Source organism: Snodgrassella sp. W8135, from assembly GCF_016101225.1.
GTDB lineage: Bacteria > Pseudomonadota > Gammaproteobacteria > Burkholderiales > Neisseriaceae > Snodgrassella > Snodgrassella alvi.
The window spans coordinates 829,177-842,708 of record NZ_JACFQX010000001.1 but is presented as its reverse complement, the minus strand read 5'-3'; the positions used below and the strand labels follow the sequence as shown (position 1 = coordinate 842,708).

Below are 13,532 nucleotides of genomic sequence, written 5' to 3'. Positions count from 1 at the left end.
GCCAGCGAATTATATATATTTTCAGGCAGGCAATGGATAAGTGTGCGTATTAAATATTTACTCAATATGTCACAGAAAATAATTTAAACTAACAGGAATAACAATGCAAAATAGCCCGACTCCGTTTTATAACCCTTTATTAAGCTATGAAGATAATTATCATCAAGGGCCTTTCGGTGATTTCAGAAATTTAAATGTATCTGCTGATATTCAAAGCCAGCCTGAGCGTTTTCTGAATATGGAGGTTAATTTACCTTTTGGTATTCCTGCCGGCCCTTTGTTAAATGCAAATTTTATTCGGGCTGCATTTAAGCATGGTTTTGATTTATGTGTTTATAAAACTGTCCGAAGCCGAGCTCAGGCCAGCCACCCGTTGCCTAATGTTCTATCTATTCATCCTGCCGGTAAGCTTTCTGCTAATGTGGATACTGTTCTGGCTGATAATCAGTACACTCAGCCTTTATCTATAACAAATTCTTTTGGCGTACCTTCTTATAATCCGGATATCTGGCAGGCTGATATGGCAGAAGCAATTCAGGCTGCGCAGAAAGGCCAATATGTTATCGGCAGCTTTCAGGGAACACCGGGTAATGAATCCAGTATAGAAAAAGATTATGCCCGAACGGCCGTTCTAGTAAATGAAACAAAGGCACCGATACTGGAAGCTAATTTAAGCTGTCCGAATGAAGGGGTAAATAAATTATTGTGCTTTGATTTTGACAAAGTGGAGCGGATAGCTAAAGAAATTAAAAATGCTGTTCCGGATAAACCTTTGTTTCTGAAACTAGCGTATTTTGCAGATGATAATGCTATCTTCCCCTTATTAAGTAAGCTGGACGGAGTAGTTGACGGCTACAGTACTATAAATACGTTATCAGCCAGACCGGTTGATGCAGATGGTAAACCTGCTTTAGGTACAGACCGACCTACCGGTGGTGTTTGTGGTGATGCCATCCGCTGGGCCGGATTAGAAATGGTAGAACGTCTGGCCAGATTAAGAGCCCGTCTGCAAAACCATTTTGCGATTATTGGTGTTGGCGGTGTAAGCTGTACTGAACATTATCAGGCTTACCGTGCCGCCGGAGCTGATGCTGTGATGAGTGCTACTGGTGCCATGTGGAATTCGCAGCTGGCTATAGAAATTAAGAAAAGTCTGAATAAATAATATAAAAGCAGACAGCCGGAAGTTGATCAGGCTGTCTGCTTTATATGTTCAGAATTTTTTCATCGCTTTATGCGATAAGGTTCATCCATAGCAATAAAATCTTTTTCTTCAAGCGCCTGAGCAATCCATGCTGCTACCGCTTCATTGGCACATAATGCATTTATATAATCAGTCAGGATTGCTGAAGTATGAATTTGGAAACCTTTTAATCTTAAACACATGGGTGCATAAAAAGCATCGGCAATACTGAATTTACCAAACAGAAACGGCCCTTGAGATACAGCCAGAAATGATGACAAATGCTGATCAAGGAAATCAATTTCTTGTTTTACATTGGGAAAATCCCGCAGGATAATCTGGCCGGTTTCAGGCAGCACTGCCTCAATATTCATGGGTAAATGCCGGCGTATATGATTGTAACCATTATGCATTTTAGCCACTATACTTCTGGCTCTGGCACGAGCTTTATAGTCTTGCGGCCATAATGCCAGTTCCGGATGTTGCTCAGCCAGATATTCACAAATTGCCAGAGAATCACTGACAATCAGATCATCATCTGTTAATACAGGCACGGTACCATAAGGATTGAGCGGCAGTATGGTTTGTTTAAAAACCGAATCGGGTGCAAAACTGTCAAAGCGTACCAGATGCTCAGTAAAATCTATCTGAAAATGCTTCATGACTACCCATGGCCGCATTGACCAGGTAGAATAATTTTTATTGCCGATATAAAGTGTGTAATTCATTCGCTTTTCTCTTTTAGTAGACAATTGATTAAGCATAGTATCAGCTTAATCTTATGTAATCTAGCTCAAGGAAAAGATAAATCAGAAAAGTGCTTTAATACAGATTTTTTTGCCCGTGCCGGTAAATTCGGTACAATAACAGGCTAAATTAATCAGTCCTACAGCAGTTATTGCACATGCTCAGCTATCGCCATGCTTTTCACTCCGGTAATCATGCCGACATTCTTAAACATTATTGTCTGATGACAGTACTGGAATATTTCAAACTGAAAGACAAACCTTTTTGTTATATTGATACTCATGCAGGTGCAGGACTGTATAATCTAATCAGTAAAGAAGCTCAGAAGGTTGGTGAATACAGGGAGGGAATCGGGCGGCTTCTAGCTGCAACTAATCTGGATAATAGTTTAGAACAATTCCGTAATGCTGTTGTCTCCTGCCTGCCAGATGATACAAATCTTTATTGCGGTTCTCCATGGCTGGCTCAGGCTCTGGCTCGCGAACAGGATCGTCTGCGCCTGTTTGAATTACATCCCGCAGATGCAGAATTATTGCGTAATAATATGCGTAATATTAAACAGCCAAACCGTGCTCAAGTGTTTTGCGATGATGGCTTTAAAGGTCTGCTATCTATGCTACCCCCGCCAAGCCGGCGTGCAGTCGTATTAATTGATCCGCCATATGAATTAAAGCAAGATTATCAACAGGTAACAGACACGCTGAAAACTGCCCTGAAAAAATTTGCCAGTGGCTGTTATCTGGTATGGTATCCATGTCTGAGCCGTGGTGAAAGTCTGAAATTACCCCAAAATCTGCAAAAACTGGCTCCCGATAATTTTGTTCAGGCAGAATTGTATGTACACGTACCACGCCCGGATGGTTTTGGCATGCACGGCAGTGGTATGTTTATTATCAATCCGCCGTACACATTGCCCGGGATACTGGAAAAGGTATTACCGGCAATGACTCGGCTACTGGCTCAGGATGACAGCGCACATTTCGTTCTTAACTCTGTGATTGCCTGAATATAAATAAAGTATGGTTAGCAGAGTCTGTTATTCAGTCTGGAAAAGTTAAAGCTATTCTTCTGTTAGCTTTCATGAGTAGTGTATCCGGCCTGTAATAAATAAATCAAGAAGATCGGATTAAAGTGGAAATCCGCAATCATTATCGCTGAATAACTTCATTGATTTTCTGAAAAAAATCATTCAAAGATAAATAAAATCTAATGTATATAGTGATTAAACGAGCTGAATAATACTTAAGAAATGTATAATAACAGTGAGTTTTAAAAGGGAGTATTCGCATGTCTGTTTTACTGTCTGATTATCTGCAACAGCAGCAGCAAAAATATGCTGTTACATCGAATTTGCCTGATGTGATTACAAGCATTAGTCAGGCCTGTCTACACATTAATCGTGAAATACGCATGGGCGCTCTGGATAATATTCTGGGCAGTGCTCATACTGGTAATATACAAGGTGAAGAGCAGAAAAAACTGGATGTTTTATCCAATCAGATTATGATTGATACCCTCTCTGCTAATCCGGCTATTGCCGGACTGGCCAGCGAGGAAGAGGATTCATTTGTTACAGCCAGTCAGAATGGACAGTTTCTGGTGTTATTCGACCCACTGGATGGAAGTTCCAATATTGATGTGAACATATCAATCGGGACTATTTTTTCGGTATTGGCTAAGCCGGATGGTGCGCTTACTACAGAAAGCTTTTTACAATCCGGCCGGCTACAGCTTGCCAGTGGTTATGTGCTGTACGGACCGCAAACCATTCTGGTACTGACATTGAAACATGGTATTGCCATGTTTACTCTGAATGAACATAACCAGTTTCAACTGACTCAGGAAAATCCGCAGATACCAGTATCTACAGCTGAATTTGCTATTAATATGTCTAATCAGCGCCACTGGCAGCCAGCTATGCAAAATTATATTGCTCAGTTGCTGGCAGGTAAAAGTGGCCGTCGCGGAAAAGACTATAATATGCGCTGGGTGGCATCGATGGTAGCCGAGGTGCACCGGATTCTTATTCGCGGCGGTATCTTTACTTATCCGCAGGATAATCGCAATCCTGATAAACCTGGTAAGCTACGCTTAATGTATGAAGCAAATCCTATGAGTTTACTGGTTGAGCAAGCTCAAGGGGCTGCTACAAACACCCGTCAGAACATTCTTGATATTCAGCCAGAAGGCCTGCATCAGCGTGTAGCCGTTGTACTTGGCAGCAAGGAAGAAGTAGACTACGTTACTGCTATGCATAATGCAGACTAACCGTTGCAGATCATTCTGCAATTTTTTTATTTTACTCCCCTCAGGAGATTTTAATGATTAAATTAACTACGAATTTTGGTGTTATCGGTATTGAGCTTAACCATGAGAAAGCACCCAAAACCGCTGAAAATTTCGAACGCTATGTTCGTGAAGGCTTTTATGATGGCACCATTTTTCACCGGGTTATCGATAATTTTATGATTCAGGGTGGCGGCTTTGATAAAGATATGCAACAAAAACCCACTCATGAACCGATTGAAAATGAAGCCAATAATGGTTTGAAAAATGATCGCTATACTATTGCAATGGCTCGTACCATGCAGCCTCATTCAGCCAGCGCACAATTTTTCATCAATGTAAAAGATAATGATTTTCTGAACCATACTAAACCGGATTTACACGGCTGGGGATATGCTGTATTTGGTAAGGTAGTTGAAGGACAGGATGTAGTTGATAAGATTAAAGGCGTCAAAACCGGTAATCATGGCCCGCATCAGGATGTACCAGTTGAAAATGTGATTATTGAAAAAGCTGAAATTGTTTAAATAACATTAAAATAAATGCATTAGATAATCCTGATGCATTTTAAAACAGCAATTAACTGCTTTTTTAACTCTTTTTTGTATAATTAATGAAGTCTTCATAAGCAAAATTTTTCGGCAATGAAAAATTTTGCTAAAGATTTACTTCAATAATTAAAATACAAGGAAGACTTAATGAATATAGTAACTTTCAAACTTAAAAAACGGTTGGAAGAATTACTGGCTAAATTTGAAGAACATAATAAATTTTTAGATTAATATTTTGCTAAAATAAGTTAATAGCATCAGGTCCTTTAGACAATAAAACTGGTGCTATTATTAACGTAAAGAACAAAATCATTAATATTGCAAATATATTAATATTATTTGTGGTAAGAATGATGATTAATTTTAATGTTATAGTTAGTTATGCCGCTGCATTATTAATATATTTAGCAGACAATAATGATAATAAGGAGATGAGAACATGAAAAATCTTAGAATGAAATATTTTGACTTATCGCCAGAACTCATGAGTGGTTTTAGAGCCGTGAAAGTCGCCCTTGAGAAAAGCGTTGTTGAACAGAATCTTATTGAGTTGGTCTATCTCAGAGTTTCTCAAATTAATGGATGTGCATATTGCCTGAATCTACATACAAATTCCTTGCTAAAAGCTGGTGAAACGCAGCGCCGCATATCTGAAGTGGCCGGATGGCGTGTTAGTGATCAATTTTCTAAAAAAGAACAAGCGGCATTGAACTGGGCAGAACAGTTAACGCTAATATCGACAAGCCACGCCGATGATGAGTCGTTTGAGTTATTAAAAAATTTCTTCAATGATACAGAGATATCTGACCTTACATTTGCAATATCGCTGATGAATGGAATGAACAGACTTGCCATTTCTATGCGGCAATGAGGTGCATTATGGGCAATGTTGAATAGTTGACTTAAGTAAGGTGTAGGTTATTTAGGAATCAGAGTTTAGGTGCTGGTAATTTCTTTTTTAAGGCCTTAAGTACTTATCCAAATAGTGATGCAGACTATAACTATCTTGAAAAAGAATTTATTATACCTAAGGGAAGGACTACAAAAGCTTTTCATTAAATTTTTATATAAAGTCATTAAAAGCGTTGCGGCATAGTAATGAGTGATTCACTTGAAGAAGCGAAAAACATTATGAAGTCAGATCCATTCTGTGTTTATGATCTTGTTGATTTAGAATTTACTTTATTTCAAGCTGCTAAAATCCCGCCTAACTTATTAAGTAATTAAGTCCATATTTTCACAGCAGGCAGTCTTGTTAAAGGCTGCTTTTTTATGCTATCAAAGAAACTGTATCTATGAATAAAACAATACCCTGCTAAACTATTTTGGCAGGGTATTTAGCTATAACATTAAATGATTTATTGAAGTGGCTTCATATTCATCACTTCCATCAGGAAGTTGGTGAATGCCGGATTAGCCGGTTTGGAGCGCATTACCGGCCAACGCTGCTGCCAGCCTGATAAAGCATTCTGAATATAAGCTTTTGATTGTGCTGTATCGATTGAACCTTGCTGACTTTCAACCACACTGCGTAAATAAATGGCATACATGTCATCATCTACCATGTTATGCCCTACCTGAGCAATGCGAAACTGATCCAGTAATTGTGCAGCCTGAACTTTGGTCATGCTTCCCTGTGAAACCTGAAAGCTCAGGCGGGTAGCTTCATCACGGATTCGTGCCACATCAGACCAATGACTGCTGGCTAAATGAAATTCGTTACTTCCAGTACCATCTACCACCTGTACTGGTTTAACTTCTTTATTATTCTTAGCCGTTAAAGGGTTTTTAACAGATGAACAACCACCCAAAAAGGCTGCAACGACACATAATGCTAATGTTTTTTTCATCATTTGTTTACTCAGTATATTGCTTGAAAATATTGCTTAAAACAAAATTAAAAGCCAGCTAGCTTAAGCGTGTGGCTGTACATATATCGTTTACAATTGTAACACAGCCATGACTGTAATAAAAAACCGAACCAGTTGTTTTCTGGTTCGGCATTATTCAGGCAAATAAATTATCAGGCTAGATCTGCAAATAGTGGTGTAGAAAGATAACGCTCACCATAAGAAGGAATTAAAACTACAATCAGTTTATTTTTGTTTTCCGGTTTAGCTGCAAGCTGCAGGCCTGCCCATACAGCAGCACCGGAAGATATACCGACCAGAATACCTTCTTTAGATGCCATGGCACGTGCAGTATCAAAACAAACATCGTTCGGCACTTCAATAATACCATCATATATTTCGGTATTCAGAGTTTTGGGAATGAAACCTGCGCCAATACCCTGAATCGGGTGCGGCCCCTTGCAACCACCGGACAATACCGGAGAAGCTTCAGGTTCAACTGCATAAATTTCTACTTCAGGTTTCTTCTCTTTCAATACTTCACCTACCCCGGTTATGGTACCTCCTGTACCGACACCGGCTACGAAAATATCGATTTTGCCATCGGTATCATGCCATATTTCCTGTGCAGTAGTTTCACGGTGAATCTCCGGATTAGCCGGATTTTCAAACTGTTGCGGCATAAAATATTTTTTCGGGTCTGAATCAACGAAAGCCTGTGCACGGGCAATGGCACCAGACATGCCTTCTGCTCCGGGCGTTAATACCAGCTCAGCGCCAAAAGCACGCAATAACATGCGCCGTTCTTTACTCATTGTTTCCGGCATGGTAATAATCAGTTTATATCCGCGTGCAGCGCAAACCATGGCCAGCCCAATACCGGTATTACCGCTTGTCGGTTCTACAATCACTGTATCAGAATGAATTTTACCGGCCTTTTCTGCAGCATCAATCATACTGGCTGCTATTCTATCCTTAACACTATTGCCCGGATTAAAAAATTCCAGTTTGACTACAACTTTACCCGGTAAACCCGCACTTAGACGATTCAACTGTACCAGTGGTGTATTACCAATTAAATCGGTGATGCTAGAGGCGATATTCATTTATTATCCTTCGTCATGAGAAACTATCTTTGTTATCTTAGATGAAAATTATGACCAGCCTAAATAATTTATATGCGGATAGATACAATTAATATTTATATAGGCGTACTAAATATATATGATATAGGCTTAAAATATTAATATTATTGCTAAAATGCTAGCAATTATTATAACAGTAATCTGAAAAATTATTTAATCTTAACATTTTGAAAACTACTCAATTAGAAAGCTTATGCAGGTTTGATATTGTCATAAAAATTTCAGCCAATAAAAAAGCTGCCGTCACCAGCAGCCTTTTGTACAGCAATCAGTATATATGTTACATCTTAGGCATCCACTTTAGCCGCTACATCTACATATTCCTGAATTTCATTGAAGTTCATATAACGATAAATTTCAATACCTTTATCATTGATAATGGCGATATTTTCGCGATATTCATCGATATTCGGAATATGTCCCAGTTTTGAACAGATGGCTGCCAGTTCGGCTGAGCTTAGATATACCTTGGTATTTTTACCCAGTCGGTTCGGAAAATTACGGGTAGAGGTTGAAACGACAGTTGATCCCTCTCTTGCCTGTGCCTGATTACCCATACATAAAGAACAGCCCGGCATTTCCATACGCGCACCTACCCGGCCAAGAATACCGTAATACCCTTCATCAGACAGTTCTTTAGCATCCATCTTGGTAGGAGGAGCTACCCACAGCCGGACTGGCAGATCAGATTTACCATCCAGTAATGCAGAGGCGGCACGATAATGACCAATATTTGTCATGCATGAGCCGATAAATACTTCATCGATATGGGTACCGGCCACGTCAGACAAGGTTTTCACATCATCCGGATCATTCGGGCAAGCCAGAATAGGCTCTTTAATCTCATCCATATTGATATCAATAATGGCAGCATATTCTGCATCAGCATCAGCTTCAAGTAATTTCGGTTCTGCCAGCCACTGCTCCATTTTTTCAATACGGCGTTTCAGTGTGCGTGCATCCTGATAACCATTGGCAATCATGTTTTTCAGCAATACGATATTGGATTTGAGATACTCCTCAATAGGTTCTTTGTGCAGTTTTACCGTACAGCCGGCAGCTGAACGCTCAGCAGAAGCATCTGTGAGCTCAAAGGCCTGCTCAACTTTCAAATCCGGTAAACCTTCGATTTCCAAAATTCGGCCAGAGAAAATATTCTTTTTACCTGCCTTGGCAACGGTAAGTAACCCCTCTTTAATAGCCTGCAAGGGAATAGCATTAACCAAATCACGCAAAGTAATACCCGGCTGCATTTTACCGGAGAAGCGTACCAGTACTGACTCCGGCATATCCAGCGGCATAACACCGGTTGCAGCAGCAAAAGCTACCAGACCGGAACCAGCGGGGAATGAAATACCCAACGGAAAGCGTGTATGTGAATCACCACCAGTACCTACCATATCGGGTAGCAGCATGCGGTTTAGCCAAGAATGAATAATGCCGTCGCCCGGACGTAGTGCCACACCACCGCGTGAAGACATGAATACCGGCAATTCTTTATGGGTTTTAACATCAACCGGTTTCGGATAAGCGGCGGTATGGCAGAAAGATTGCATCACCAAATCCGCACTAAATCCCAGACAGGCCAGATCTTTCAGCTCATCACGGGTCATAGGACCTGTAGTATCCTGTGAACCGACTGTGGTCATACGTGGTTCACAATAAGTACCCGGGCGAATACCCTGACCTTCCGGCAAACCACAAGCGCGGCCAACCATTTTTTGTGCCAGAGTAAAGCCGGCAGTGCTTGGCGCCGGAGACTGTGGCAAGCGGAAAACTTCTGAATGCCCCAGATTTAATGCATCTCTGGCTTTAGCAGTCAGACTACGACCAATAATCAGATTAATACGGCCACCCGCCTGAACTTCATCCAGAATTACCTGTGATTTCAATTCAAATTCAGCAACTGTTTCGCCGTTTTTAATAATTTTGCCTTCATAAGGCAAAATATCAACTACATCGCCCATTTCCAATTTGGATACATCAACTTCTATAGGCAATGCACCTGAGTCTTCCTGTGTGTTGAAGAAAATCGGAGCAATTTTGCCACCAAGACATACGCCGCCGAAGCGTTTATTCGGTACATAAGGGATATTTTTACCGGTATGCCAGATTACGGAATTTGTTGCTGATTTACGTGACGAACCTGTACCAACTACATCACCTACATAGGCAACCAGATTACCTTTGGCTTTCAGCTCAGCCAGTTGTCTGATTGGTCCCACCTCACCCGGTTTATCGGGTTGAATACCTTCACGCGGATTTTTAAGCATAGCCAGTGCATGCAAAGGAATATCCGGACGGCTCCACGCATCAGGTGCAGGTGATAAATCATCGGTATTGGTTTCACCTACTACTTTAAATACTGTGACCGTGATTTTTTCCGGAACTTTTTCACGCGCAGTAAACCATTCTGCATTAGCCCATGATTCAATGACTTCCTTTGCATACTGATTACCAGCACGCATTTTTTCTTCTACATCGTGGAATGCATCAAACATCAGTAAGGTATGTTTTAAGGCATTGGCTGCAGTAGAAGCCAATTCTTCATTATCAAGAAATTCTATTAAAGGCTGGACGTTATATCCACCCAGCATGGTACCCAGCAATTCAACAGCGAAAGTCGGTGTAATTAACGGACTGGTAACAGTTTTCTCTGCAACTGCGCCCAGAAAGGATGCTTTTACTTTAGATGCATCATCTACACCCGGCGGTACACGATGCGACAGCAGCTCAACCAGAAATTTTTCTTCTCCTTTGGGAGGATTTTTCAGCAATTCAACCAACTCTTCTGTTTGCTTAGCTGTAAGCGGCAATGGCGGAATACCCAGTGCTTCGCGTTCAGCAGCGGCTGCGCGGTAGGCTTCTAACATCTTGAATGTCCTTAATGTAATGGTTTTTTAAATTTTTCTTGTAAATTTATTATGCATTCCCAATGCAATAATATGAATGATAACCGAAAACAGGGACGATTGAAACAATTTGTAGTCGAATGTAGTCAGGATAAGAAAATGTAAAGATTAAAATAAAAGCAGCCTCAGACAGGCTGCTGAAAATAATATAGGACAGAATTTAATCTGAAGAAATCAATCTTATTTATTTAAATTCAGGAACGACTTTTCTTTTTAGTGGTTCCTTTTCGCGCACCACTTCCCTGTGTGTTTTTACTTTGACTAATCCCGGTTTTTTGCATTGTCAGATTATTTTGTTTTGCCTGCTCATAAACAGGTAATACCTCTGGCAGCATTTTCTTCAGTGCATTAATACGGGCATCATTGCTCGGGTGAGTAGAGAGTAAGCTTGTGCCACGGTTATTACCCATAACTTTATTCATTTTTTCCCATACCGTAATGGCTGCATGCGGATCATATCCAGCCTGTGCCATTAGTTTCAGCCCGCCGGCATCTGCCAGACTTTCCTGATGACGTGAGAAAGGCAGAGTCAGCCCAAACTGATTTAAAACATCTTTATAAATGCCTACATTGTTGGCACTGGCACCTGTTTTTGACTGTAAGGCAGAACTACCTATTTCAAGAGCAACACTAGTCAGAATTTGCTGACCGGCAGCTTTTTTGCTGTGCTCCTGAAGAGCATGCGTCATTTCGTGACCAATAATTGCCGCAATTTCATCATCACTCAGATTCAGACGATTAACAATACCGGTATAAACCACCATTTTTCCACCCGGCATTGCAAAGGCATTTGGTATTTCACTATTAATTACATTAAGCTGCCAGTCAAATGGTACGCCTGTCTGATTAGCTTCATTAGCATAAGGTACTAATCGCTGAAATATTGTATGTACACGCTTCGCAACAGGAGTATTGGTTTCAATTTCACCTTTGGCTTTAGCCTCCCCCATCATCTGAGTATAACTTTTGGCAGCAGCGGCATTTAATGTCTGAGTATCATAACCCATTACTTCTGCAACCTGAGCGCAACCACTCAAAGCCATTAAAACAGATGCCAAAGTAATTAATTTCGGTTTAAGCCTGATTAAATTCATAATTTATCCAAGTATAAAAGTAAATTGAAAATTAACACTTCTAAATGCCTTACATTTAGCTAAAAATGTAATAATGGGTTTTATTGTATTGTATTACATTAATTTACATATGATTAATTTAACTTAATAATACATTGAAGTATTCCATACTGCAATTTTCAACCGCCATCCGTGTTCGTCTGAATTATTATTAATACATAGATTCAATTATTTAAATATTATTCTTATCAGTTTTAAATCTATTTGGATTTTCTGCTATCTTTAATATTCAATTAACATAAGTGTCGTAGTTTTACACCAATATTTCCACCATTCAGCACAAAGGCTACAATAAAGAAGGTACCACTGAGGTGATGTAAATAACGTGAAAATCCTGATACTCGGTTGCGGGCAGGTTGGTTCAACTATCGCCAGTAATCTGGCCAGAATGACCAATAATGATGTCACTATTATTGATATCAATGAGAGTGCCTTGCAGCAAATTAACCAGCGCCTTGATGTACAAACGATTGTAGGTAATGGTGCCTGGCCTTCTGTATTATCGGCAGCCGGTGCACAGGATGCAGACATGATATTAGCATTAACTCAAAACGATGAAACCAATATGGCAGCCTGCCGGATTGCTTATGCTTTATTCAATACACCTAACCGTATAGCCCGGATTCGCTACAGCGATTTTGTTGAATTCGAAACCGGTAATAATAATTATAAAACCAGTCTGGATTTATTCAACATCACTGAAGCCATTAGTCCGGAGCAACTGGTAACAGAGCAAATTGTCAATTTATTACTACATTCCAGTGCGCTGCAAATTCTGCGATTTGCACACGATAAAATTCGTTTACTGGTAATTCGTGCTCAGAATGGCGGTATGCTGGTCAATCAGCCTATCAGTAACCTGAAACAGCATTTGGAAGAAGGTGTAGATTGTCAGATTTGTGCTATCTACCGCAATAATCATCTGCTCGTTCCCACCGGAAGTACAGTCATACAGGAAGATGATGAGGTTTTTGTTCTTACACCCACAGCCTATCTTGAAAACATCATGCGTGAGCTGCGCCCGATTAACAAACGCACTCGCAGGATTATGATTGCCGGTGGCGGAAATATTGGCTATCGTGTTGCCAGACAACTGGAAACTCAGCTGGATATCAAGATTATTGAACGGAAACAAAACCGTGCCGAATGGCTGGCGGAAAACCTGAACAATACTCTTGTGCTGGTAGGCAATGGATCAGACGAAAGTCTGCTGGAAAACGAATATATCGATGAAATAGATGTGTTCTGTGCACTTACTAATGATGATGAAAATAATATCATGTCGGCAATGCTGGCTAAAAATCTCGGTGCGAAAAGAGTAATGGCGATTATTAATCGCTCCAGCTACGTTGATTTATTGCAGGGAAGTGCCATTGATATTGTGATATCTCCGCATTTAATTACGATTGGTTCTATCCTGACTCATGTACATTTGGGCGATATTATGGCAGTTTATCCGCTACGCCGCGGTTCTGCAGAAGCGATTGAAGTAGTGCTGCACGGAGATCGCCATACATCTAAGTTAATCGGACGCACCATGACTCAACTGCGCCTACCCGCTGGTTGTTATTTTGGTGCAGTCATACGCAATGAAAAATTAATTATGTATCATCAGGATACAGTTCTCGCAGATGGAGATCATGTTATATTTTTTATCGCTCGGCGTAAGGCTGTTCAGGATCTGGAAAAAATGATTCAGGTCAAACTGGGCTTTTTTGCTTAAGG

General features: G+C 40.4%; 12 protein-coding genes. 7 read left to right on the top strand and 5 right to left on the bottom strand.

The features are described 5' to 3' along the window. Positions 1 to 103: 103 nt before the first annotated feature. Positions 104 to 1,165: a hypothetical protein gene (locus tag H3T75_RS03720; RefSeq protein WP_198211077.1), complete on the top strand. Its 1,062-nt coding sequence runs from the start codon at positions 104 to 106 to the stop codon at positions 1,163 to 1,165. 59 nt (positions 1,166 to 1,224) lie between these two features. Here the strand turns inward: H3T75_RS03720 and H3T75_RS03715 are convergent, their stop codons facing one another. Then, complete coding sequence (locus tag H3T75_RS03715) at positions 1,225 to 1,911, bottom strand: glutathione S-transferase family protein (RefSeq protein ID WP_198211076.1); 687 nt, start codon at positions 1,909 to 1,911, stop codon at positions 1,225 to 1,227. A 176-nt stretch (positions 1,912 to 2,087) separates the two neighbouring features. On the opposite strand from H3T75_RS03715, the gene H3T75_RS03710 reads away from it, so the two are divergent. The 5 genes from H3T75_RS03710 (at position 2,088) to H3T75_RS10950 (ending at position 5,994) form a co-directional block, all read left to right on the top strand. After that, on the top strand, positions 2,088 to 2,936 hold the full coding sequence (locus H3T75_RS03710; RefSeq protein ID WP_198211075.1) for a 23S rRNA (adenine(2030)-N(6))-methyltransferase RlmJ: 849 nt from the start codon (positions 2,088 to 2,090) through the stop codon (positions 2,934 to 2,936). 281 nt (positions 2,937 to 3,217) lie between these two features. Further along, the gene (locus H3T75_RS03705) at positions 3,218 to 4,198 is read left to right on the top strand and encodes a class 1 fructose-bisphosphatase (RefSeq protein ID WP_198211074.1); all 981 of its coding nucleotides are present in this window, start codon (positions 3,218 to 3,220) and stop codon (positions 4,196 to 4,198) included. Between the two features lie 53 nt (positions 4,199 to 4,251). After that, entirely contained in the window at positions 4,252 to 4,743 is a 492-nt protein-coding gene (locus tag H3T75_RS03700) for a peptidylprolyl isomerase (RefSeq protein WP_110414278.1), read from the top strand. Between the two features lie 463 nt (positions 4,744 to 5,206). Continuing rightward, complete coding sequence (locus H3T75_RS03695; protein WP_037476433.1) at positions 5,207 to 5,638, top strand: carboxymuconolactone decarboxylase family protein; 432 nt, start codon at positions 5,207 to 5,209, stop codon at positions 5,636 to 5,638. A 227-nt stretch (positions 5,639 to 5,865) separates the two neighbouring features. Further along, positions 5,866 to 5,994, top strand: a complete 129-nt coding sequence (locus H3T75_RS10950; protein WP_255516528.1) for a hypothetical protein — start codon at positions 5,866 to 5,868, stop codon at positions 5,992 to 5,994. 131 nt (positions 5,995 to 6,125) lie between these two features. Here H3T75_RS10950 and H3T75_RS03690 read toward each other — a convergent pair whose 3' ends face one another. The 4 genes from H3T75_RS03690 to H3T75_RS03675 all read right to left on the bottom strand — a co-directional run bounded on the left by H3T75_RS03690 (position 6,126) and on the right by H3T75_RS03675 (position 11,768). After that, entirely contained in the window at positions 6,126 to 6,617 is a 492-nt protein-coding gene (locus H3T75_RS03690; RefSeq protein ID WP_084564387.1) for a prokaryotic membrane lipolipid attachment site family protein, read from the bottom strand. Between the two features lie 173 nt (positions 6,618 to 6,790). Further along, positions 6,791 to 7,723 (bottom strand): cysteine synthase A, encoded by a 933-nt coding sequence (cysK, locus tag H3T75_RS03685; protein ID WP_096765521.1) that lies wholly within the window; start codon positions 7,721 to 7,723, stop codon positions 6,791 to 6,793. A gap of 326 nt (positions 7,724 to 8,049) precedes the next feature. Further along, entirely contained in the window at positions 8,050 to 10,635 is a 2,586-nt protein-coding gene (acnB, locus tag H3T75_RS03680) for a bifunctional aconitate hydratase 2/2-methylisocitrate dehydratase (RefSeq protein ID WP_084551246.1), read from the bottom strand. A 233-nt stretch (positions 10,636 to 10,868) separates the two neighbouring features. After that, entirely contained in the window at positions 10,869 to 11,768 is a 900-nt protein-coding gene (locus tag H3T75_RS03675; protein WP_084551247.1) for a M48 family metallopeptidase, read from the bottom strand. A gap of 364 nt (positions 11,769 to 12,132) precedes the next feature. On the opposite strand from H3T75_RS03675, the gene trkA reads away from it, so the two are divergent. Beyond that, the gene (gene trkA / locus H3T75_RS03670) at positions 12,133 to 13,530 is read left to right on the top strand and encodes a Trk system potassium transporter TrkA (protein WP_084551249.1); all 1,398 of its coding nucleotides are present in this window, start codon (positions 12,133 to 12,135) and stop codon (positions 13,528 to 13,530) included. Positions 13,531 to 13,532: the final 2 nt, after the last annotated feature.

Coding starts and splice junctions, on each gene's coding strand:
- H3T75_RS03720 (WP_198211077.1), top strand. CDS start 104: ATGCAAAATAGCCCGACTCCGTTTTATAACCCTTTATTAAGCTATGAA.
- H3T75_RS03715 (WP_198211076.1), bottom strand. CDS start 1,911: ATGAATTACACACTTTATATCGGCAATAAAAATTATTCTACCTGGTCA.
- H3T75_RS03710 (WP_198211075.1), top strand. CDS start 2,088: ATGCTCAGCTATCGCCATGCTTTTCACTCCGGTAATCATGCCGACATT.
- H3T75_RS03705 (WP_198211074.1), top strand. CDS start 3,218: ATGTCTGTTTTACTGTCTGATTATCTGCAACAGCAGCAGCAAAAATAT.
- H3T75_RS03700 (WP_110414278.1), top strand. CDS start 4,252: ATGATTAAATTAACTACGAATTTTGGTGTTATCGGTATTGAGCTTAAC.
- H3T75_RS03695 (WP_037476433.1), top strand. CDS start 5,207: ATGAAAAATCTTAGAATGAAATATTTTGACTTATCGCCAGAACTCATG.
- H3T75_RS10950 (WP_255516528.1), top strand. CDS start 5,866: ATGAGTGATTCACTTGAAGAAGCGAAAAACATTATGAAGTCAGATCCA.
- H3T75_RS03690 (WP_084564387.1), bottom strand. CDS start 6,617: ATGAAAAAAACATTAGCATTATGTGTCGTTGCAGCCTTTTTGGGTGGT.
- cysK (WP_096765521.1), bottom strand. CDS start 7,723: ATGAATATCGCCTCTAGCATCACCGATTTAATTGGTAATACACCACTG.
- acnB (WP_084551246.1), bottom strand. CDS start 10,635: ATGTTAGAAGCCTACCGCGCAGCCGCTGCTGAACGCGAAGCACTGGGT.
- H3T75_RS03675 (WP_084551247.1), bottom strand. CDS start 11,768: ATGAATTTAATCAGGCTTAAACCGAAATTAATTACTTTGGCATCTGTT.